Raw genomic sequence first — 22,316 nt, forward strand, 5'->3', positions numbered from 1 at the left:
AAAACAATATAATCCATGAGTCAATTCTATTAATTCAAGACTTGATATAAATCGAAGCCGTGCAATAGTTGCTAAAATAGGAAAAAAGCGACAAGGATCGCTTTCTTTCTACAAAAAAATTTTAACGCTTAAAGTTCCATTCATCTGATTCGTATCTGGATTTCGCAATGTCTACAACATATTGTGTTTCTTCTTCAGAAAGTTCATAGGGCTCAAGTTCGATGTTCAATCCCTCTTCAAAGCCTTTTTTGAATGCTTCCTTGGCCATGTCCATCGTGATCGTTTCAGAACTGATTTCGTTCATGGCAACCGCCTTGTTTTTGAAGGCACGCTGCATCCGTTCTTTTACTCTGTCAGATGGATAGTTAAACAGACTGAACAATTTATCTTCATCAAGATCCAGCAGAATTGAACCGTGCTGAAGGATGACACCTTTTTGACGGGTCTGAGCACTCCCTGCCACTTTCCTTCCTTCTACCACCAACTCATACCAGCTTGGTGCGTCGAAGCATACGGAAGATCGCGGGTTTTTCAATCCTTCCCGTTCTTCTGCTGTTTTCGGAACTGCAAAGTAAGCTTCCAGCCCGAGACCCTGGAACCCCTTAAGAATTCCTTCAGAGATGACCCGATATGCTTCTGTGACGGTTTTAGGCATCTCAGGATGTTCTTCTGAAACGATGACGCTGTAAGTCAATTCATGTTCATGCAGAACTCCACGCCCCCCCGTCGGCCTTCTAACGAATCCGAGTCCATGTTCCTTGACGGCATCAAGATTGATTTCTTTTTCTACCTTCTGAAAGTAGCCGACCGATAGTGTAGCTGGATCCCATCCGTAAAACCGGATCGTCGGAGGTATCTTCCCTTCACTATGCCATTCAAGCAATGCCTCATCAAGGGCCATATTATAAGAAGGGGAACAATTTCCCGAATCGATGAATCTCCATGTTTCTTTTTTCATGTAACATACCTCATTTACGTCTTTGCGTTAAGATTTTGTTATGTACAATTGTGTATTGATTCAAGTCCGTTACTAGTCTATCAAATCCCCACCAAAAAACAAAGAAAAACAGATTGGAAAGTCTTTGCTTTAAATTTAAAAAATATGTTTTGATTATCACTTGAATGATGAATATAATAGAAGGTAGCGCATTTGTAGAAAGGAGCATGAATGATGGAAGGATTATATATTCTTTTAGTCGTACTGGGTGGAATCATCATCTATTCACTTTTTACGTTCTTCTATCAAAAGAGAATCGTGAATACACTGACTGAAGAGGAATTTCGAGCAGGATATCGCAAAGCTCAATTGATAGATGTTCGTGAAGCGAATGAATTTGAAAATGGTCACGTCCTGGGTGCACGAAATATTCCATTGTCACAGATTAAAATGAGACAAAAGGAAATCCGTTCGGATCAACCCGTATACCTTTACTGCCAAAGCGGACTTCGCAGCGGAAGAGCAGCTCAAATGCTGCACCGCAAAGGATACCGCGACCTTCACCACTTACAAGGTGGATTTAAAAAGTGGACAGGTAAAGTGAAACATAAAAAATGATGTGGAAGGATCACCCTGGGTGATCCTTTTTTAGTGAAGTAAGGCGGGATGTGGTTTTGTGCTTAAAATGAAGGTCCGTCCCTCAGGTTAAAACCCCTCAGCATATCGCCAAGGGGTTGTTTAGGTATTGTTTTTAGCTTTCTTTCGTATAGCGCAGAACCGGCTTTCTAGCTGCCAGTGTTTCATCCATTCGTTTCACGATGGTTGTGTGAGGGGCTTCTTGGACAATTTCGGGTGTTTCTTCCGCTTCTTTGGCAATCTGGATCATGGCATCAATGAATGAATCCAGGGTCTCTTTTGATTCTGTTTCCGTTGGCTCGATCATCATGCATTCTTCCACATTCAATGGGAAGTAAATGGTTGGCGGGTGATATCCGAAGTCCAATAGTCGTTTCGCGATATCCAACGTACGGACACCTAGCTTCTTCTGACGCTTTCCACTGATGACGAATTCATGTTTACAATGACGGTCGAATGGAAGGTCGAAGTGAGGCGCCAGCCTGCGCATCATGTAATTGGCATTCAGGACGGCATTTTCCGTCACCGCTCTTAATCCATCCGGCCCCATCGTTCTGATGTACGTATAGGCACGAACGTTAATTCCAAAGTTTCCGTAGTAAGGTTTTACACGACCGATGGAGTCAGGACGATTGTAATCAAATTCGTATCCATCTCCGTTTTTCACCAGGATTGGCTTTGGAAGGTATTTAATCAGGTCTTCCTTCACTCCGACAGGACCGCTTCCCGGGCCGCCGCCTCCGTGAGGACCGGTAAATGTTTTATGGAGATTTAAATGAACGACGTCAAACCCCATATCTCCCGGTCTTGCTTTTGACAGAACCGCATTTAGATTGGCACCGTCATAGTACAGCTTTCCGCCAGCTTCATGAATGATGGAAGCCATTTCCATGATATTCTCTTCGAATAAACCCAATGTGTTCGGGTTTGTCAACATGAGAGCAGCCGTATCTTCTCCGACTACACGCTTAAGATCTTCTAAGTCGACCAGACCATTTTCGTTCGACTTGACCGTTACGGTTTCAAAACCGGCAACCGTTGCACTGGCAGGATTCGTTCCATGAGCGGAATCAGGTACGATAACCTTCGTTCGATCTGTATCTCCATTCGCTTCATGGTAAGCACGGATCATCATCAGGCCGGTCCATTCTCCATGGGCTCCGGCAGCTGGTTGAAGGGTGACTTCATCCATACCGGTGATTTCTTTCAAATGCTCCTGAAGGTCATACATCAATTCAAGTGCCCCTTGAACGCTTTCTGCTTCCTGAAGCGGATTGATATGGGCAAATCCATTCAAACGTGCTACGTTCTCATTCACTTTTGGATTGTACTTCATCGTGCAGGATCCAAGGGGATAGAAACCTGAATCCACTCCATGATTACGCTTGGATAAAGCCGTATAGTGACGCATGATATCAAGCTCCGATACTTCCGGTAGCTCCGGTGCTTCCGTACGGATATAATCGGATGGAATGAGATCGGACAATTCCACCTGTGGTACATCCATTTCAGGCAGGCTGTACCCTATGCGGCCTTCTTTAGATAATTCAAAAATAAGAGGCTGATCTTTCTTATTCATGACAATCCCCCAATTCTGCTGCGAATGCGTCGATTTCTTCTTTGCTTCTAAGTTCAGTAACAGCTACCAGCATATGTTGAGCCAGGCTGTCATCCATTAATCCAAGATCGTACCCGCCGATCATCTCTTTTTCGAGAAGCATTTGATTGATTTCTTTAACCGGCCTTTTCACCTTTACGACAAACTCATTGAATGAAGGCCCTTCAAATGCGATGGAGAATCCTTTTGCTTTAAAGGCTTCTTTGGCATAATAAGCTTTTTGGATATTTTGCATCGCCATTTCTTTGACACCCTGTTTTCCTAGGGCTGTCATAGCGACAGATGCGGCAAGAGCATTCAATGCCTGGTTGGAACAAATATTCGAAGTCGCTTTATCACGACGGATATGCTGTTCACGTGCTTGCAGGGTCAACACGAATCCGCGGATTCCGTCTTCATCGACGGTTTGACCTACAAGGCGGCCAGGTACCTTGCGCATAAGCTTCTTGTTCACGGCAAAGTATCCACAGTGAGGTCCACCGAAGGCACTTGGGATCCCGAATGGCTGTGCATCACCGATAACAATGTCAGCACCTAATTTTCCTGGAGGTGTAAGTGCTCCAAGGGCAAGAGGATTGGACGAAACGACAAACATGGCTTTTTCGGCATGTGCCACTTCTTCGATCCCTTTCAGCTCTTCCACCCGGCCGAAGAAATTAGGATATTGAACGATGACCGCTGCAATCTCAGAGCTCATCAACTTCTTAAGTTCTTCCACGTCCGTTACACCATCATTGTGCGGGATTTCTACCACTTCAATGTATTGACCTTTAGCATATGACCTCAGGACATCACGTGATTCAGGATGCACTGTGCTTGAAACCAGGACCTTTTTACGACGGGTCTGACCTGCACTCAGCATAGCCGCCTCTGCAAGAGCCGTTCCTCCATCGTACATGGAGGAGTTGGCTACATCCATGCCTGTCAGCTCACAGATCATCGTTTGAAATTCAAAAATGGCTTGAAGCTCCCCTTGAGAAATCTCAGGTTGATACGGCGTATAAGCTGTATAGAACTCTGAACGTGATAATACATGGTCCACGATAATCGGCATATAGTGGTCATATACTCCAGCCCCTAAAAAGGATGTATGACTTTTTAAATCAGCATTCTTCGCTGCCATTTTTGTGAGTTCTTTTACCAATTCCGTTTCTGACTTCGCTTCTTTGATCTTGTAATCCCCTTTGAAACGAACCTGTTCGGGAATATCTTCAAATAGATCATTAACGCTGTCTACTCCTATTTGTCCTAACATTTCCCTTTGATCTTGCTCTGTCATCGGTAAATAACGATGCTTCATGACCGTCATTCCTCCCCTATTTCTTTGGTCTTTTATAAAAAGGTGTTGCTACCACTTTTGCCTTCAACTTTTTCCCTCTGATTTCCACCCGTACTTCTGTATCCAAAGCAGTAAACTCTTTATTCAAGAGGGCGAGTCCTACATTTTTCTTTAACGTTGGAGATTGTGTACCCGTGGTGACTTCACCTATTTCTTCTTCTCCGGAAAATACTTTATAGCCATGACGCGGGATGCCGCGATCGATCATTTCAATCCCGACGATTTTTCGCGTGGCACCTTCTTCTTTTTGGTGTTTCAGCATTTCCTGACCGATAAATGGAACTTCTTTATTTACTTTTACAGCGAATCCGATTCCTGCTTCAATCGGCGTAATGGATTGAGACAATTCTTGCCCGTAAAGTGCAAGATTCGCTTCGAAACGCAAAGTATCGCGAGCACCCAGTCCGCACGGGAGGACTCCCTGCTCTTTACCTTCTGCAAGGATCTTCTTCCAGATCGCCGCTGCATCCCCTGAGGCACAATAGATTTCAAACCCATCTTCACCTGTATAGCCGGTACGGGAAACGAGTGCATGTTTGCCGTCTATATTCACTTCAGTCTGGAATTTAAAAAATCCGATATCGCTTAACGTCTGTTCATTGGTGATTTTTTGCAGTACTTCTTCAGCAAGTGGACCTTGAAGTGCCAATTGCGCCATATGTTCAGAGATATTGTTGATTTCAACGGCATCTGTTTCATGTTCTTTCAACCACTGAAAATCTTTATCTATATTTGCTGCATTTACAACGAGCAAATAATCATTGTCTTTTAGTTTATAAACCAGTAAGTCGTCGACCGTCCCACCGTTTTCGTAGCACATAGCCGTATACTGTGCGCCTCCGTCTTTTACTTTGGAGACATCGTTTGTCATCATTTTCTGTAAGTAGTCAAGAGCCCCTTCACCCTTCACTTCAATTTCTCCCATATGAGAAACATCGAATAGTCCTGCCCGGGTTCTTACCGCTTCATGTTCTTCTTTAATGCTTGAGAATTGCACTGGTAAAGCCCAGCCACCGAAGTCGATGGTCTTTCCTCCATACTCCTTGTACACATCGTATAAAGGTGTTTGTTTTAACTCTGACATGACTTTTCCCCCTTTAAATTCCTTGCTTGCATAATCCTTAACCACATTTTATCCCATGAAAAAAGGACAGAAAAACCCCTTTTCATAAAGAAGTTTTCTCTGTCCTTGCACCTGAAAGTTTACCGAAGAACGGCTTTCCCCTTTGGTGGTTTCCTGAGTCGGAAACGCTCTCCAGAGTTGCGTCCAACAAGAGTCTTTTTGCCTGAGAGATTCACACATTAACGTGCTTGCTCCTTCGGCGCTGTCTGCACAGTCTCTCCCCTTGCTATCATTCGCCAATATTCCTTGAAACAATTGGTCATACTAGAAATATACAGAAGAAATGTTGTAAATGTGAATGTTCGGATTTTCAAGTTTTTCTAACAATTGAAAATCTATTTTCATCCTACCATTAAATACGAGTTTTGAGCAATCATTTTTATTAGAAATAAGGAGATGTTTTTCAGATGAATGTTGATGTTATATTTGATGAAGAGTGGGGAGAAGGTCTTGAAAGTTTAATCGAAAACGATGGACCATGGGGGAACTGGGAGCTTTATAAACTCGCCATCGAATTTGAGCACCATCTTGCAATTCCGAACTTTGAAGGCCTGCAGGCTCCAAAACATTTGGCAAATGTCACTCCTCTCCCTCACCAGCTGGAAGCAGCGAAGCAGGTAGTGGAAACGATGAACGGAAAAGCCATTCTTGCGGACGAGGTAGGACTCGGAAAGACGATTGAAGCAGGATTAATATTGAAAGAGTATATGATTAGGGGATTGGTCAAAAAGGTGTTGATTCTTGTCCCGGCTTCCCTCGTTTCTCAATGGGCATATGAATTAAACAGTAAGTTCTTCATTCCCGCTGTACCACAGCGTAAGAGCTACGTTTGGGATCAATGTGACATTGTGGTCTCGTCCATGGATACGGCGAAAAGAAGCCCCCATAGGGAAAAGGTGTATGAGCAGGATTATGACCTGGTGATCATCGACGAAGCTCACAAACTGAAAAATCATAAAACAAAAAACTATGAATTTGTCCAAAATCTCAAGAAGAAATTCTGCTTGCTATTGACAGCGACACCCATCCAAAATCGTGTAGAAGAAATCTTTCATCTTGTTTCCCTTTTAAAGCCCGGGCATCTTGGGAATGAATCCGGGTTTACGGACAGATATAAAAAAGGGGATCGCACACTACAGGAGGATGAACATCTAAAAAGCCTCATCAACAAAGTGATGATACGCAATAGGCGCGGCGATACAGGGATTGAATGGACGAAACGGCATGTAAAGACAGTATTGATCGATTTCAACGAGGCTGAGAGAGATTTATATAACAGTATCGACCTGCTCAGGGGAAGATATGATGACTGGGCAAATTCCAGCTCTTTCTCTCTCCTCACCCTTCAAAGAGAAGCGTGCAGCTCCCGTGAAGCTGTATTTTACACGCTCAAGAATATGCTTGAAAAGAAGGAATCCCCTACACCTGCTTTTGAACAAATGATTGGCACACTGATGAAAAAAGTAGAAAATGTGACCATGAACTCAAAGGCACAAAAGGCACTGGAAATTGTCCAATCGATTAATGATAAAGTGATCATTTTCACAGAATATCGGGCAACCCAGCTCTACCTTCAATGGTTTCTGAAACAGCACGGAATCAGCTCGGTCCCTTTCAGGGGCGGATTTAAACGAGGAAAAAAAGACTGGATGAGAGAATTATTCCAGAAACATGCACAGGTGTTGATTGCGACTGAAGCAGGGGGAGAAGGAATCAACCTCCAATTCTGTCATCACGTGATCAATTTTGATCTGCCATGGAACCCGATGAGATTGGAACAGAGAATTGGCCGCGTTCACCGTCTTGGGCAGACAGAAGATGTTCATATTTATAACTTCGCTACAAAAAATACAGTTGAAGAACATATCCTGAAACTTCTGTATGAGAAAATAAATCTGTTTGAGCGGGTGATCGGTCAACTGGATGAAATACTCACCCGCCTGGATTTCAGGGATTTCGAAGAGCATGTGACAGATATCCTATCTTCATCCCGAACAGAGGGAGAAATGAAGATCAAAATGGAGAATTTAACAAGTATGATACAATTTGCAGAACAACTAAAGGAGGAGAAATCAAATGCAGCAGCACGAAATTCATCGATTTCTTGAGAGGTATTTCGTCGCCAATGGGTGTGATTTGGTTAGGAATGGAAATGGGTATATGACCGTACAGCTCACCATCGACTTGGATAAAGAACTAATGAACCGCCCATTCTACTGGCATTATCTTGAAAAGACAGGGGGAACACCGAATCCGATGACGTTATCCCTCATCACCAATCCAGATCATGCACCTGAGGATCTGAAAGGAGAACCGATCCACTTTGGTTCACCGAGGCTGCATCAGATCTTCCACTCAACACGGAATCTTGCCGGGTATATACGGCTTTATGAAAACCGGTATACTCCGAGCGGCCAACAGACGCCCCTTCATCCTTGGCTGGGGTTGAATATTAAAATATCTTATCAGTCCAACCGAAAGAAAGACAGCATCCGAAGTATCGGCATTAACTTGATCAATGGAATCATTGAAGAAAGCTTCCATGAGACATTAATGGCCAAAAACATGACACCGAAGATTCCAGATTTCTCTTTCACTTTGACACCGATCATCAAACCGAAAAGTGGAGTGAACAGGGTCCAGGCGTATTTATCTGAAGAAATAAAAAGGGAGCCCGTCGAGTGGGCGGATCAAGCAAGGAAGACCTGGGAGGAGGACCTTCAACTATTGAATCATTTTTATGGGGACCAGGAAGAAAAACCCGAATCCTATTTTCTTGAGCAGCAGGGGTTAAAGGAGCAGTATGAACCGAAAATAACTATTGAGGTCATAAACGGAGGAATATTTTATCTACAGCAATCTCAGTGAGGATTCCGGGGGCTCCCTTCCTCCAGGATCAAAAAAGGACTGCCTTTTACGGCAGCCCTTTTCCACTATTTATTTTTCTTGAACAGTATCATAAAAGCATATGGAATGATGCCGAACCACCTGAAAAGAAAAGGTTCCCGTTCATTCTTTTTCTGCTTTTTTAATGTTTTACGTTCATGAGGTGATTTTTCATAATGTTGGACAAATGTTTGTGTTATGAATTTAACATAATCATTCACTGACATAAAAGCACCACCTTCCGCTTTCATCAGTATTCCCGGAATGGAGCGGAATTATACAATGTTCTGTTGAAGATAGGGTAATAGCAGCTTTACCACTTCATCCACGGATTTTCCCTCTGTAAAAATGGTCACTGTGCTTCCACTTTCGTAAAGGGGCAGCCGTCGCTCATACAGCTCCATTAGACTGGTTTTCGAATTATTTTGAACGAGTGGTCTATCCAGATCCCCTTCAAGCCTTTCCCATAAAGCTTCAAAAGGGCAGGTAAGGTGGAAGACTGAACCACAATTCTGTAGAAAAGCACGGTTCTCCTTCCTATCCACTATTCCCCCACCAGTCGTTATGATGGCCTTTTCACTTTTCAGTTCCAGAAGAACCTTTGTTTCAAGTTCTCTGAAATACGTTTCACCATGCTTAAGAAAAATATCTTTAATCGGTTTCTTTTCTTTATTTTCAATATATTGATCCAGATCAATGACAGGAAGATTCAGTACTTCTCCTAAACGTTTTCCAACCGTTGTCTTTCCCACACCCATAAAGCCTACAAAGAAAATCGGTTTCATATTCTACTCCCAACGTATGATTTGTTTTGTTTCCCTATTATACACAACCGTTTCAGGAAGAAAAACCTTCTTCTCACGTTTATACGTCAATTCCATTTGAACTTCATTGGAATTAAGCATCGTACTTGAGGTACTGACCTCGCCGAAAGTAAGGCTTATTACTCCAGAGTATAAGGATTCATTCTCCATCTCAAGTAAGATGGCGTGGGAGAGGCTTATGTTTCTCTCATGAATAGTCTTCATATTCGAGAGGTATTGATACTTGCTTATATAAATGTCTTTCGAAGTAAAAGCTAAAAACAAGACAATCATCAGAAGGAGCAGCGTATACGGCAAGATGAAGCCTCTATCGTTAAGGAGAAAACGGCCCCTCCACACCTGAAAAACAGAAGAAGTCTCCTTCCACTTTTTCCCCTCCTTCAAATTCCAAATCCAAATGCATCCCTCCCCGAATGGAGGTAAAGGTAGCCTGATCCACTGCCTGAAGTACGATTTCATGCCCTCTATTATTCACCCTCCTTCGAATGGATTGATTGTAGGTTTCATAAAGAATCGTTTCTCCATCAATCACAAATGAAATGTGCTGAGGCGCAATTTCTATACTTTTTGCATTCTTTAATTCGTTCCTCACGCTCTCATTGAATAAATTCCACTCATAATAGTGGGGTGGGACCAAGTCATTTTTAATCATCGTAACGGCCTTCATCATAAGAGGAAGACTGAAGGATATCATGCAAAATACACTAAAGCTTAACAGGGCTTCAACCATTGTAAACCCCCGTTCATCTTTTTCTTGATATACATATCTCCCGGCTATCGTAGTGCACACATGCTTCATCACCTTCGCCCTCCTCCCAAACGACCTCATACCTGACCCCCTTATAAATTCTTGCGTGAGTAGAAAATTCATTCGTAACAATCGCTTTCTCTACACTTTCCCTGAGAAATTTCAGCGCTTCCACTTCGTGTTGGAGCAGTTGAAGACGGTGCATGTAATGAATGAGAAAAGGAATAAACAAACTACATATCATAAGGGTACAACTAAATGCGACAAGCGTTTCCGGAAGTGAAAAACCTTTAGGATTCTTGTACATAAAATCTCCCTTGCCCAATTTGGAACATAAGGTGTAACCTCTCATCTTTCATTTTAAAATTCACCCTGCCAAACCTGTTCGTATTTCCATCAGGAAAAAAAGTGATTTCTTCAAGGCTGTTTCTAGAAACCATTTCAATTCCTTCGGGAAGCTCTCTTGATACAATCGTTTGTCTCGCTCCCGTTTTAGCAACATATTTACTTGTTAGTGGATAAAAAGTTAGGGAAATCAGTGTTTGATGGTTGATACTGTAGCTTTGAATCTGATAAAGATCCGATTCGAGCTGAGATATGAAGAGTTCTTTTTCAGTGTGGCTTTTTAAAGGCAGGACTGAAAAGCCGACCCATGAAAGGAGAATGGTGAAAATCAACAAGACGATGAGTATTTCTATGAGGGTATAACCTGCTTCCGCTGTACCGCTATCATTAATCGGAGGTCACCACCTTTCCTTCCCCATTCACCGTGATGGATCTCCCATCAGGGCATGTTTTATACTTCTCGTTCAGATAACCATCGGTAACAAGAGAGTCAATGGTCACCGGATCAGTATTTCCGTCCATCTTATATGCTTCAATTTGCCCCTCAACCATATGAATAAATGCTTCGCAGCCCTTTGAATTAATGGAATTACTCTGATTGGTCACATTCGGGATTGTAATGAAAAGCAAAACCGAAATGACAAGCAAAACGATCATCATCTCAATCAATGTGAAACCTTTTTCACTTTTGAGCATTTTTGTCCTCCTTGAACTAATTTTTTCATATTCCCTGCATCATTTGAAAGAGAGGCATCATGATGGAGAAGTAGATCGCCATGATGAAAAGGCCGACAATTGTAAAAATGGCAGGTTGGATATACTTGAGCCATGTATGGGTTCTTTCTTCTAAATCCTGAAGGCAGATATCACTGTATACACGAAGCTCTTCCGCCAATCTTCCGTTCGTTTGCCCGTGATGAACGATGAACGACAATTCTTCCTGAAAAAAAGGCAGAGAAGTAAAACATTCATGAAAAGGTATACCTGCCTTAAGTTTTCGTATGAACTGACTGGAAATGTATTGTAATGTCGGGCGGAATGACTGACTCTCGATGATGAGGAGGGATTCAGTAATGGTTACTCCGCTTGAGAGAAGAAAGCTTAATTCCCTTGAAAAAAAGTAGGAATGAAACAGCTTTATATAAAACGAAAAAATGGGAAGTCTACAAAAGGCTGCTGAGAGTTTAGCAGGGGAAATTCGCCTTTTAAAAACAAAGAAAAGAATGGTTGAAACAAGGAGAGTTAAAAATACTGCACCTACTACCATTGGGAAATTTTCAATGAAGTGTAAAAGATACGTAAGTTTTACTGAAGGTTCATAACCCATAGAGGAATATAGGGACTGAAATCTTGGAAAAAGCACTTTTCGAAGCAACACCATCATTATAATGGAAATGAAGATCAGCATTAGTGGGTATTGAAGGACTTTTTGGAGCTTCTGTTGATTTTTCCTTCTATTAATAAGATAGATTCCGGCTTCAGACAAAGTGTGGCCCATTTGACCATGATGCTCGGCGAAAAAAATTTGTGCGCTGACATGATTGGGAAGGTTTAATTGTTTACTCATTACAGATGAAATAGACTCACCTTTCTGGAGTGATGCAACCAATCTCCTTTTTAATTTGATGGTTTTCTTCTCCTGATGTATTAGTAGAAAGTCGATGGCTTCCGTATAGGTATATCCTTTTTGAAGTAAATCACCAAGTCTCTTTAGAAACTTTCCTTGATCATCGCTTTTCCTCATGAACCCATTTCCTATATTCATTCTCCGAGACAAAACCTAGTGCCACCCCCTTACAGATTAATGTTTGCAGTGTGCTGTACTGGTGTTGGACAATTTCACCCCTTGCCTCTTTCAATACTTTCTTCAAGGCACTTCCCGTAATGATTTCATATACCGATGCCCTGTTCCCCTTACCAACTCTTAAACATTGTCCTCCACACTCTGCTTTGCAGATCGGACATAAAAGTTTCAGTAATCTTTGAGCGGATACAGCAAGCAGGGTCTGCTCGATATCATGCCACTCGATTCCTAATTCCATTAAGCGGTAAATCGCCCCTTTCGTATCTCTTGTATGCATGGTTGAAATTACTAAATGGCCCGTCAAGCTTGCCCTGACAGCGATTTCTGCCGTCTCCCGATCGCGGATTTCCCCCACCATGATGATGTCAGGGTCGTGCCGCAGGATTGCTTTTAATCCGGTGGCATACGTAATCCCCGCTTTCTCATTTACCTGGATCTGAACCATTTCATCATGCTGCTTCTCAACGGGATCCTCAAGGGTGATCACATTACGGTTTAGTACGACGGAACAGTGGTGAACGAGTGAATACAGCGTAGTGGTTTTTCCACTGCCAGTCGGTCCAGTGAAAAGGATGAGGCCGTGGGAATGCATAAGCAGGGCAAGAAGTTTCTTGGCAGAAGATGGGTAAAGAGACATTTTCTCAATGGGAATCTGGTATTTTTGAGGGAGTATCCGAATGACAAGACTTTCTTTAAGATGTGTCGTGGGCAGGGTAGATATTCTGAGAGAAAGAGGAGTATTTCTGACGGTAAGACTGAAAGAGCCACTTTGAGGTTTACGTTTTTCTCCGATATCCATGGAAGCCATGAACTTCAGATGGGCAATCAGGCGTTCACCCTGATCTTTGTCGATGGTCTGGAATGGCACCAAGCCCCCGGGTTTCCTGAATTGAATCAGGTATTCTTTCGTTCTAGGAATCAAATGAATATCTGTTGCATCATTGCTGAATGCTTCTCCAATCATCACTTCCGATAAGGATTCAACTGAGTGAAATATGGATGTGCACCACCTTTCTTATTTCATACCTTAAGATATACGACATTTTTTTACAAATCCCTTCTTTTTCCACAAACTTTTTTAAAAATTGTATTGAAATATATTCCTATATCCATTTACCAAGAACCTTCTTAATTATCGGATATCCTCTGGACAAGTCGCAAATGTCCCTCAAGGATGGTGGCATCACGAGGAAGCGACAAAAGATCGTACTCACCTATTGGCAATCTTCAAGGCAACCTACGCAGAAGTGATATTAGATTCGGATATAAATGAAACTCACTGCTTCAAGTGTCATGGCAATAGCCTATTGCATGAGTAAAAACGCGAGGATCAAAACGACAAAAAAGGTGAAGCCCGGAACTTATATCGGTCCGAGTTGCTTAGAACCTGATAGGTATCAACCTGCACGCTCAACATAGTTCCATTATTCTCCATACTATTACCCATACCAGCCCCCTATGACTTTAGGCAATGCATCCCGAAAAATTTTTAAAAACAGGTGAATAGATCATTAATATTGAACCATACTATATTTTGTAAAGAAGATTCAATGGGCTATAGCCAAGCGGTAAGGCATCGCACTTTGACTGCGACATGCGTTGGTTCGAATCCAGCTAGCCCAGTTTTAAAAGCGGAAGGGCTTTGCCCAGAGGCGACAAGCATAAGATGAGGCACCCTGAAAGGCGCTCTTTGCCTTTTGGGGTGCCTCATCTTATGACCTCGAGCCTCTAAGCCCTGGAGCTGGATAGTAGAAAAGCGGAGGCGGCTTGGTCAGCCCCGACAAGCACAACTGAAAAATCCCAAAAGGCGCTTTTTGCCTTATGGGATTTTTCAGTTGTGACCTCGAGGGGCTAGCCGCCGAAGCTGGACATCACGAAAAGCGGAAGGGCTTTGCCTAAAAAAAAGAGACACTTCCCATTGTAAAAGGCAGTCATTTGAAAAATTCAAGTGACTGCCTTTTAGATTCAGCTGCTTTTCTTCAACGTTTTGTTTTTATTCGCAAGACTCTGTAGTCCATCCGGGTTGTAGCCGACCACCAGTTTTTTGCCGTCTGTAAGAAGCGGCCTGCGAAGAAGCTTCGGTTCATCAATGATCAATTTGATCACTTCGGAAAGTGGCAGATCATTCACGTCTTTCCCAAGTTCTTTAAAGGTTTGGCTCCGTGTGGCAAGGATCTCATCAAGTCCCTCTGTCGTAAGGGTTAACAGTTCCATTAATTCTTCATGAGTCGGTGTCTCTCTAAAAAGGTGCCTCTCATCGAAATCAACAGAATGTGCGGTTAACCACTTTTTGGCTTTTCGACAAGAGGTACAGCTTGGATAAGTAAAAAATGTAAGGTTATTCACTTTCTTGACCTCCTTCAAATTTAACTTTCAGATTTCTAAGATTTGTTAAACATATTGTATATCACTTGTATAACTTTTGTACAGTAATTTCCCTTGTAAATTTGTGAACATTTTATTACGGGGAATAAATAGAGTAAATTCATCTTAGATGTTTCGTTTTAAAGCTGATTACATCTCGGCATTAAGCAGCGGAGTGGCCTTTATTAAACGAGGGGTTTGGCTTATTGGCAGTGTGGAAGTATATAACAAGGGTGAAAAGCGGATAAATCATTATTATACGGTTAGATAACACGTATTCGTCACAAACTAACGTCAAACACTTATTTACTTTTATGGTAGTATTCATTTATAATATTGAGTGATGGACTTAGGGTGCAAAGGAGGGTTACATATGGATCGTATGTTTAGAGTTCTTGGGTTTTGGACTGGTATTTTCGCCGTCATGTTCTATCTTGGTGATATGACCACGACATCATTAATCTTTTTAGGCCAAACCGGATTCTTCATTATGCTTAGCTATTTAAAACTGTCCGAACGCATGTATATTTATGTTTTCGGTGCATACTTAACAGTGTTCTTTGCAGGATTTACTTATTGGACGACCTTTATGATGACTCCTGGTGCAGGAGGACACTAAAAGAAATCCCTTCAGCTGATTGCTGAAGGGATTTTTTTTAGAAACCGTTTAAAAATGGGTTTGAGTCCATCTCTACTACTATTGTAGTTTCCGGACCATGACCGGGAAGTACCTTTGTATGTTCAGGCAGGCTTAATAATTGATCATGGATACTTACTATCAACTCTTTATGATTTCCACCAGGCAGATCAGATCTTCCGATACTCCCCATAAATAATGTATCTCCTGCTAATACGATTCCGCTTTCTTGTACATAATAAGAGATACTACCAGGTGAGTGCCCTGGTGTTTCGAACAACTGGAGCTGAAAGTCTCCAATTGTTAAATTCTTTTCATTTGTCAGTATGTAATCAGCCGGCTTAAGCCTGATCAACTCACCCATCATAAATAGCTGTGAGCCATTTAAAGAAGAGTCTATTAACCACTGAGCCTCTTTTTCATGAACATAAACAGGGATGTCAAAACGGTCCCTTATATGGTCGACAGCTCCGATATGATCAAAATGAGCATGTGTGAGGAGAATGGCTAATGGGGTCAACGATTGACTTTCCAACCAGCCGATCAGCTTCTCCCCTTCTCCGCCTGGATCGATGACAAGACAATCACGGTTTGAGTTCCATAAGATATAACAGTTTGTTTGCAAAGGGCCTAATGGGATTTGTTTCCACTGCAACGTTTCCACCTCCATTTGTGATACATTCATTGTATCAGAACGCGAAGCTTCTTAAAAACATGGAAGTCGGAAGGTCGCCATAGAAGTGTCAAATATTCGACCTCGACAAAATGGGAAAAAAACTATAAAATGTTAATGAGTGCATTTATGTACATATTGTTTATCAAGAGATCAGTAAAACGCATTTTAATGAAAGGGGTCATATAAATGGGTCTTGTAATTATTACTTCACTGGTTACATTATTAGCTTTATTCGCAGTAGTAAGCACTTTCAAAAACAAGAATGCAATGGGAATTCTTTTCTCACTTGCCACTTTAGGTGTTTTTGGATGGTTTACAATTATGACTGTCCTTCACTCTGGATACCCAGGTGGTCATTAATTGAAACTGTTTCACATTAAAAAGCCTTCCATATCATTATGGAAGGTTTTTTAATTTAACGGTGTTACAGGCACCAAAAAGTACCCTATGGACCTTTTGGATATGTACGTTATACTACTATTGACAATTACCTTAAGGCGTATGGGATATTCCACATCCTTACAGCCAATTCTATATAGTATTAGAACTCAGGCCAGGAGGTTTAGTAAATGAAAAAATACAATATACCGGTAGAAGCTTCCCTGGAAGTGATTGGGGGAAAATGGAAGGTAGTCATCCTTTGTCATTTGATCAAAAACAAACGGAGAACCAGCGAATTAAAACGGTTGATGCCTGGCATAACACAGAAAATGCTTACTCAGCAATTAAGGGAGCTAGAAGCCGATGGTGTCATCAATCGAATCATTTATAATCAAGTCCCTCCAAAGGTGGAATATGAATTGACAGAGTATGGGTGGTCACTAAAAGAGCCTTTGGATATGTTATGTGCATGGGGAGAGCAGCATATTGAAAAAACATATCCTGATAAAAGTGAAGTACTCTTGGAAAGTGAAGAAGCATAGAGATCAAATTAAACAGAGAGGGCCTTCGTTAACGAAGGCCCTCTCTGTTTGCCATTTTTATTGTTCTAATTGACGCTGAACGGAAGACAGTTTCCCTTCCATAGTCGTTTTCTTATCCCTGCGGTCATCTATTCTGATATTCGTGGCCACACGTTGGATCCCATGATTAAATGGGGATTCATGAATATCTTCTATTACTTGGAAAAGGATTGAAAGTTCCCCTTCTATAATGGTATTCATAGGAGTAAGCTGAAAACGGATTTTGCCATCCTTCTCATATTCCTTCAGGATCTTCTGCAAGTCTGCAACATACGAACTTACACTGGAAGATTCCGTTCCGATTGGAATCACTGATACATCAACAATTGCCATTATATATCTGCTCCTTCTTCTTTTAGTAGGTGGATGATGTCCGGTTTCTTGAGATTGATTACTTTTTCTAACTGGTTTCCATATAAACAAAATTCTCCATCAGGGGAGCATCGAATGGGTTCTAAAGGGAGATCTTCAAACAACACTTTCTCCTTACCTGAAACCGTATCCCAGCTCTTTAAAGAGAACGTCCCCGTGTACGTATCAAAAGAACCTGGTTCGTTTGCCACGAACGTAATCAACCGACCATCCTTTTCTATCATATCATAATAGGGAATTAACCAATCTGAGTAACGGCTCAATAGTACTACTGTGAATTCCGACTGAATTTCTCCATTGGAATGAATGAACTGGTATGTGAACGGTCCCTTATCTTCTAGGGAATGAACTGATAACAGAGAATCAACGAATTGATTGAAGTGAACACTATCTTCCACAATCATTTCCTTCTCATGATTGAGGATATTTTGAGAAATCAGTGGAGCTGATACACTCAGTTCATTCGAATCCCAATCTTGAAAAAGAATGGAGGATTTTGATTGCCACTGGACAAATGGCTCTTCCACTTCAATGGGTTCCATGATCTTTTTCTTCAAATTTATTTCAAAAACCTGAAAACTCCAATCCTCATTGAAACTAGTCATTAACAAAACATCTTCATTGAATCGATTCCAAGAATGAGTCAAATCATAGGAAGGCACATCTTTTTGATACTCGACCTCTCCTGTTTTATCTATGATGGTCACCTGCGCTGAATAAGAGACAGGGGACGAATGGATGAATATTTTTTTCATATCCGGAGAAATGCTTGCACTGACATAAGAGGAGTTCACTTCATAGATTTTTTTACTGCTGCCATCATATAAGTTGTAAATATAGAAGGAGGTGCCCCCCCCCCTCATCTCTTACAGTGAGGATTTCCCAGTTAGACAGCCAGCCCACATTTTCAATAAATCCTTCGACAGGAAGATGGTTGGCCATCAATTCTTTTTTCTCAGCCTTCACTTTTTCTGAGGGGGAGTTCTGTGTTTCTTCTGACTGACATGCCGCCAACCACAATATGCACAGCATCATTAGCATAATCAAGCTCATTTTTTTCTTTTTCATTCTCTTCCCCCCTCCTCTTTTATTTCATATTAATTAGTACGTTTTAAAAGCGAAAATGTTTCAAAAATATTAAAAAAACATTACAAAAATTCAAAAAAGTGATGACCAGATGCTCATTTATACACCTTTTGGGTCACCACGATATTGGTTACTAATCATTAGGATGATGCTTTATTTTACTCCTCATTTCTGTTTTCTACAATAGTTATTTGTGCAACAAATTTAAAGATTTTTCGAGATTTTTCTTAACCTTCTATTCCTTGCGATTAAACCTTCTCCGCTTTTTTCACTTCAGCTCCGGCGGCTTGCCCCTCACGGTCATAACTGGGAAATCCCATAAGGCAAAGGACGCCTTTGGGGATTTCCCAGTTATGCTTGTCGGGGCAGGGCGAGCCGCCTCCGCTTTTTTCACTCCAGCTCCGGCGGCTTGCCCCTCGAGGTCATAACTGATAAATCCCATAAGGCAAAGGACGCCTTTTGGGATTTATCAGTTATGCTTGTCGGGGCAGGGCGAGCCGCCTCCGCTTTTGTTAGTACCAGCGATAGATGGATACAAGGAATATGCCGAGGACGTCCTGGTAGATTTCATTGAATTGAGAAAGAGGTAGTGGATTGATCCCTTTTCCTAACTCCAGGGTGTATCCTGCTTTTTTGAAGTCCTTAATGAACCAGTCTTTATAGCCTGCGTAGCTATCGATATATCTGACAGATTCATATCCGCTTACTCTGGTGAAATCAGCTGCAAGTTTGGCTGCTTCCGGAGGTTCCAACCCTTCATATCCCCAATAAAATTCTTTCCCCTGGGTATGAATGGCGAGGAGGCGATCAAATTTTTCTTGCCGGGCAAGGTTAGCCATTGCGATGGCTTCAGGCTCTGAAAGGGGCTTGTATCCTGGGAAATCTCTCGGGGCAGGTGCTTTTTCCTCTTTTCTTTCCTTTTCTATTTCCCATTTGGCAGGAAACTGATTATTCAGATCTACTCCCCTGATATTGGCTTTCCATCCGATAAAATCCGTGCTGCCCCTATTGATGGCAAGGAGTTCCTTCCTTCTATCCTCCGGTGGTCCCTTCAGAACAAGATCAACTCCATCGGGGTTCACCATCGGCACGAATGACACCGTCACATCCCCATAGATTGGTAAGGTCTGTATACCTCTTATTGGGTTACTGTTGGTCAGGGACAGTAAATAATCATTCAGAAATGTCATTAAGATGGCGGTCGTGATCCATTCATTCGCATGAAAGGCAGCATTCATTTGAACCTTCTTCTTTCCGGTACCCACCCGAATTTCCACGAGGTCGTCCCCCAGGATACTCTCCCCTACAGACCTTAACTTTATGAAAGGGTAAATCTCTTTCAAATTTTTAATGTCTTCATTGAGTATTTTAGAATGATATACCTGTTTTCCTTTGACGATGGGAGCAACAACCCTTGATGGCAGGAAGATCGATGAACCTATTTGCAGCCCATTCGCATTTACATCTTCATTTAATAAAAGTAAGGCATCGACGCCAATGTTCCACTCGCTGGCGAGTGACCAAAAGGTATCACCTTTTCTAATCGTATAGTTTACTTCCCTGAAACCGGGAAGGTCTATTTCAGTGCCGATTTTCAATTTCTTCGGGTCAACGGAAGGGTTTGAATCGATAATGAGCCCGACCGGGATGTAAAACAGCTGGCTGTAATACCAAAGGGTGTCCCCACTTCGCACTTTCACTTTCATGATAGAACCTCCCCATATATATGTCCTTACTTACATGTATGAACAGTTCGAAGTTTCATGACAAAAAAAAGCTTGCGAAATTGATCGCAAGCCTTTTGTCTATGATTCGTCATTGTCCCTATTATCATTATCTCCATAAAAGCGAAGCAGGTCTCCGTATATGATCTTATCAGAGTATTCCAGCTCATTATTCACTCGCTCTTTGAATGGTTCACAATAGTTCATATCCGTTTTTTCCTCTGTCTCCTTGTTCCAGCATTTTTCACCTGCATACACATAGTCTTTCGTTATGAACCGACCGTCTCGAAGTATGGCAAGATCTTCATGCTCATCGGAGAAGATATCCGACCCAAACTGTATGTCTTTCTTGGTGTCAATTCCGAGAAGGTGCATGATAGTCGGCTTCAGATCAATCTGCCCTGACACTTTGGAAATGGTCTTTCCTTTCTGACCGGGGACATGGATGATCATCGGTACTTGTTGAAGCTGAGTGCTCACAAATGGCGTGATATCTTTACCAAGATATTGGCTCATTGCCTTATTATGGTTCTCTGATATCCCATAATGATCTCCATACATCACGATGACCGAGTTTTCATACAGTCCGGCTTCCTTTAGATCCGTGATGAAGTTCTTCACTGCTTCATCCATATAACGGACCGTTTGAAAATAGCGATTCACTGTACCATCATTGGACGTATAAGGATCGATCAACTTATCTTCTTCGTCCAAAGTGAATGGGTAATGATTTGTCAATGTGATCATCTTGGTACTGAAAGGCTTAGGCATTTGTTTCATATGCTCTACAGACTGCTTAAAGAACGGGATATCTTTCATGCCCCAGTTTACGGAGTTGTCTTCTGTTACATCATAATCCGGTAAGGAATAAAAACGTTCGTACCCTAAAGAATCATACATAATGTCACGATTCCAGAAACTTTTATTATTTGCATGCATGGCTGTTGTATAATATCCGTTTTCCCCGAGCTTTTCTGTCATCGACTCAAACTCATTCCCTGAATGGGTAAAGAAAACGGCTCCCCGGTTCAATGGGTAAAGGGAGTTGTCCAGGATGAATTCTGAATCTGACGTCTTCCCCTGTTGGGTTTGATGGTAGAATTGATCAAAGTAGTAGCTTTCCCCGATGAAGTCATTCAGGAAAGGAGTGATCTCCTCACCGTTCACTTCACTGTTGATGACAAAGTTTTGCAGTGACTCAAGGGATACAATGATCAGGTTTTTATCTTTGGCTGCCCCGAACATATCTTTATTGGGCGCAATATACCCCGCCCTGACATAGTTATCGATATCTGCCAGTTCACTTCCATCTGCCAATGCTCTTTGTGCAGAAGATTTGGATTGAAGAAAGATATCGTATACATGGTAATTATATGTGCCTATATTCTTGACCAGCATTTCACGATCGAATGTCCTTGTAAGTAATTGAGGTCTTTCCGATTCTGCGAGACCAAGATTAAAGAAAACCAGGGCTGTCGCCACCAGGAAATATGCCCGTCGGTTGACCCTAGAATAATTCTTAAGAGAAAACCATGCTGGTTTTACCTTAATGATGAGAATTAACACAATCACATCGGAGAAGTAGAATATATCCTTCCAGTTCATGATTGCGCTGGCACTGGTTCCTAAATCAGAGAAGTTGCTCGTTTGAAAGAGGACAGGTAATGTTAAAAAATCATCAAAAAACCGATAGAATACTACGTTCCCGTAAAGGATAAACGAGAGGATGAAACTTATCGTAATAATATAACGGGTACGCGCTTTATCCTTCTTAAGGAGTAATCCTATTCCGAAGATGAATAGTAAGAAACTTAGCGGGTTAATAAATAGGATCAGTTCCTGGAGTCCGTTTTCAATCTTAATATCAAAACTAGTTTTATAGACAATATACGTTTTGATCCAGAGGAGCAGTGCCGCAATGATGATCAGCGGTACCTTAGGTGTCTTTCTTATATTCATGTATTCAGCCTCCTTGCTACAAACGGTTCCTTCGTATGTAACACTTTCATTAGTATAATGGTAAAATAAGAGAATTATTAAACAATAAAGACCCGGATTACTCTTTTTTTACAAAACGTCAAACGTGGGTTCACATTGAGGGAGTATAATTGTTAAAGTCTTATTCTCTTACCCATACTATTAGACGATTGAAACCATTAAAAGTTTCAAAAAAACATGTTGAATAAAAAAAACGGTTCAATGGTCCTTGGGTTTTTTGTACTACCCTGAAGAGGG

General features: G+C 41.7%; 25 protein-coding genes, 1 tRNA gene and 2 riboswitches. Of the genes, 7 read left to right on the forward strand and 19 right to left on the reverse strand.

Annotated features, from left to right (window positions below):
* Positions 1–121: 121 nt before the first annotated feature.
* Positions 122–958 carry a lipoate--protein ligase family protein gene (locus tag JI667_RS02030; RefSeq protein ID WP_206849793.1) on the reverse strand — a complete coding sequence of 279 codons (837 nt, stop codon included), beginning with the start codon at positions 956–958 and terminating at the stop codon, positions 122–124.
* A gap of 213 nt (positions 959–1,171) precedes the next feature.
* Here JI667_RS02030 and JI667_RS02035 point away from each other — a divergent pair, with 213 nt between their 5' ends.
* Positions 1,172–1,555 carry a rhodanese-like domain-containing protein gene (locus JI667_RS02035; protein ID WP_206850507.1) on the forward strand — a complete coding sequence of 128 codons (384 nt, stop codon included), beginning with the start codon at positions 1,172–1,174 and terminating at the stop codon, positions 1,553–1,555.
* 133 nt (positions 1,556–1,688) lie between these two features.
* On the opposite strand, the gene gcvPB is transcribed toward JI667_RS02035, so the two are convergent.
* From gcvPB to gcvT, 3 genes are read right to left on the reverse strand one after another with little or no spacing between them, the layout of a single operon-like run.
* Positions 1,689–3,152: an aminomethyl-transferring glycine dehydrogenase subunit GcvPB gene (gcvPB, locus tag JI667_RS02040; protein WP_206849795.1), complete on the reverse strand. Its 1,464-nt coding sequence runs from the start codon at positions 3,150–3,152 to the stop codon at positions 1,689–1,691.
* Positions 3,145–4,491, reverse strand: a complete 1,347-nt coding sequence (gene gcvPA, locus JI667_RS02045; protein ID WP_206849797.1) for an aminomethyl-transferring glycine dehydrogenase subunit GcvPA — start codon at positions 4,489–4,491, stop codon at positions 3,145–3,147. The genes gcvPB and gcvPA overlap by 8 nt, the downstream gene beginning before the upstream one ends.
* Before the next feature lie 16 nt (positions 4,492–4,507).
* Positions 4,508–5,614: a glycine cleavage system aminomethyltransferase GcvT gene (gcvT, locus tag JI667_RS02050; RefSeq protein ID WP_206849805.1), complete on the reverse strand. Its 1,107-nt coding sequence runs from the start codon at positions 5,612–5,614 to the stop codon at positions 4,508–4,510.
* 97 nt (positions 5,615–5,711) lie between these two features.
* A riboswitch (glycine riboswitch) is annotated at positions 5,712–5,791 on the reverse strand.
* 3 nt (positions 5,792–5,794) lie between these two features.
* A riboswitch (glycine riboswitch) is annotated at positions 5,795–5,886 on the reverse strand.
* Positions 5,887–6,060: 174 nt separating this feature from the next.
* Between gcvT and JI667_RS02055 the strand changes: the two genes are divergently transcribed.
* Complete coding sequence (locus JI667_RS02055) at positions 6,061–7,761, forward strand: DEAD/DEAH box helicase (protein WP_206849808.1); 1,701 nt, start codon at positions 6,061–6,063, stop codon at positions 7,759–7,761.
* Positions 7,730–8,521, forward strand: coding sequence for a YqhG family protein (locus JI667_RS02060; protein ID WP_206849809.1), 792 nt, complete (start codon positions 7,730–7,732; stop codon positions 8,519–8,521). Before JI667_RS02055 ends, JI667_RS02060 begins: the two co-directional genes overlap by 32 nt.
* A 65-nt stretch (positions 8,522–8,586) precedes the next feature.
* Here JI667_RS02060 and JI667_RS02065 read toward each other — a convergent pair whose 3' ends face one another.
* The 8 genes from JI667_RS02065 to comGA all read right to left on the reverse strand — a co-directional run bounded on the left by JI667_RS02065 (position 8,587) and on the right by comGA (position 13,224).
* The gene (locus tag JI667_RS02065) at positions 8,587–8,790 is read right to left on the reverse strand and encodes a YqzE family protein (RefSeq protein WP_414635216.1); all 204 of its coding nucleotides are present in this window, start codon (positions 8,788–8,790) and stop codon (positions 8,587–8,589) included.
* Positions 8,791–8,814: 24 nt separating this feature from the next.
* Positions 8,815–9,324 (reverse strand): shikimate kinase, encoded by a 510-nt coding sequence (locus tag JI667_RS02070; RefSeq protein WP_206849813.1) that lies wholly within the window; start codon positions 9,322–9,324, stop codon positions 8,815–8,817.
* Positions 9,325–9,327: 3 nt separating this feature from the next.
* On the reverse strand, positions 9,328–9,660 hold the full coding sequence (locus tag JI667_RS02075; protein WP_206849815.1) for a hypothetical protein: 333 nt from the start codon (positions 9,658–9,660) through the stop codon (positions 9,328–9,330).
* 16 nt (positions 9,661–9,676) lie between these two features.
* Entirely contained in the window at positions 9,677–10,162 is a 486-nt protein-coding gene (comGF, locus tag JI667_RS02080) for a competence type IV pilus minor pilin ComGF (RefSeq protein WP_244668179.1), read from the reverse strand.
* A 239-nt stretch (positions 10,163–10,401) separates the two neighbouring features.
* A complete protein-coding gene (gene comGD / locus JI667_RS23110; RefSeq protein ID WP_368077877.1) occupies positions 10,402–10,848 on the reverse strand; it encodes a competence type IV pilus minor pilin ComGD in 447 nt (148 codons plus the stop codon).
* Complete coding sequence (comGC, locus tag JI667_RS02090) at positions 10,844–11,152, reverse strand: competence type IV pilus major pilin ComGC (protein ID WP_206849827.1); 309 nt, start codon at positions 11,150–11,152, stop codon at positions 10,844–10,846. Before comGC ends, comGD begins: the two co-directional genes overlap by 5 nt.
* Positions 11,153–11,177: 25 nt before the next feature.
* Positions 11,178–12,200 carry a competence type IV pilus assembly protein ComGB gene (comGB, locus tag JI667_RS02095; protein WP_206849829.1) on the reverse strand — a complete coding sequence of 341 codons (1,023 nt, stop codon included), beginning with the start codon at positions 12,198–12,200 and terminating at the stop codon, positions 11,178–11,180.
* Positions 12,184–13,224 (reverse strand): competence type IV pilus ATPase ComGA, encoded by a 1,041-nt coding sequence (gene comGA / locus JI667_RS02100; protein ID WP_206849831.1) that lies wholly within the window; start codon positions 13,222–13,224, stop codon positions 12,184–12,186. The genes comGB and comGA overlap by 17 nt, the downstream gene beginning before the upstream one ends.
* Before the next feature lie 587 nt (positions 13,225–13,811).
* Here comGA and JI667_RS02105 point away from each other — a divergent pair.
* Positions 13,812–13,883: transfer RNA gene (locus tag JI667_RS02105), tRNA-Gln, on the forward strand.
* 342 nt (positions 13,884–14,225) lie between these two features.
* Here JI667_RS02105 and JI667_RS02110 read toward each other — a convergent pair.
* Positions 14,226–14,606, reverse strand: coding sequence for a Spx/MgsR family RNA polymerase-binding regulatory protein (locus JI667_RS02110; RefSeq protein ID WP_206849832.1), 381 nt, complete (start codon positions 14,604–14,606; stop codon positions 14,226–14,228).
* A gap of 391 nt (positions 14,607–14,997) precedes the next feature.
* Between JI667_RS02110 and JI667_RS02115 the strand changes: the two genes are divergently transcribed.
* Positions 14,998–15,243 (forward strand): DUF2626 domain-containing protein, encoded by a 246-nt coding sequence (locus JI667_RS02115; RefSeq protein ID WP_034757675.1) that lies wholly within the window; start codon positions 14,998–15,000, stop codon positions 15,241–15,243.
* Between the two features lie 37 nt (positions 15,244–15,280).
* Here the strand turns inward: JI667_RS02115 and JI667_RS02120 are convergent, their stop codons facing one another.
* A complete protein-coding gene (locus JI667_RS02120) occupies positions 15,281–15,916 on the reverse strand; it encodes an MBL fold metallo-hydrolase (protein ID WP_206849842.1) in 636 nt (211 codons plus the stop codon).
* Between the two features lie 207 nt (positions 15,917–16,123).
* Here JI667_RS02120 and JI667_RS02125 point away from each other — a divergent pair, with 207 nt between their 5' ends.
* Complete coding sequence (locus tag JI667_RS02125) at positions 16,124–16,297, forward strand: DUF2759 domain-containing protein (protein ID WP_034757672.1); 174 nt, start codon at positions 16,124–16,126, stop codon at positions 16,295–16,297.
* 209 nt (positions 16,298–16,506) lie between these two features.
* Positions 16,507–16,860, forward strand: coding sequence for a winged helix-turn-helix transcriptional regulator (locus tag JI667_RS02130; protein ID WP_206849844.1), 354 nt, complete (start codon positions 16,507–16,509; stop codon positions 16,858–16,860).
* A 57-nt stretch (positions 16,861–16,917) separates the two neighbouring features.
* Here JI667_RS02130 and JI667_RS02135 read toward each other — a convergent pair whose 3' ends face one another.
* The 5 genes from JI667_RS02135 to JI667_RS02155 form a co-directional block, all read right to left on the reverse strand.
* Positions 16,918–17,232 (reverse strand): MTH1187 family thiamine-binding protein, encoded by a 315-nt coding sequence (locus JI667_RS02135; protein ID WP_206849853.1) that lies wholly within the window; start codon positions 17,230–17,232, stop codon positions 16,918–16,920.
* Positions 17,232–18,134: a hypothetical protein gene (locus tag JI667_RS02140; protein WP_368077870.1), complete on the reverse strand. Its 903-nt coding sequence runs from the start codon at positions 18,132–18,134 to the stop codon at positions 17,232–17,234. The genes JI667_RS02135 and JI667_RS02140 overlap by 1 nt, the downstream gene beginning before the upstream one ends.
* Positions 18,091–18,339, reverse strand: a complete 249-nt coding sequence (locus tag JI667_RS02145) for a hypothetical protein (RefSeq protein ID WP_206849857.1) — start codon at positions 18,337–18,339, stop codon at positions 18,091–18,093. Before JI667_RS02145 ends, JI667_RS02140 begins: the two co-directional genes overlap by 44 nt.
* A gap of 530 nt (positions 18,340–18,869) precedes the next feature.
* Positions 18,870–20,063, reverse strand: a complete 1,194-nt coding sequence (locus JI667_RS02150; RefSeq protein ID WP_206849875.1) for a M14 family metallopeptidase — start codon at positions 20,061–20,063, stop codon at positions 18,870–18,872.
* Between the two features lie 99 nt (positions 20,064–20,162).
* A complete protein-coding gene (locus JI667_RS02155; protein ID WP_206849877.1) occupies positions 20,163–22,040 on the reverse strand; it encodes an LTA synthase family protein in 1,878 nt (625 codons plus the stop codon).
* Positions 22,041–22,316: the final 276 nt, after the last annotated feature.

The organism is Bacillus sp. NTK074B (genome assembly GCF_017303375.1).
Lineage (GTDB): Bacteria > Bacillota > Bacilli > Bacillales > Bacillaceae_B > Rossellomorea.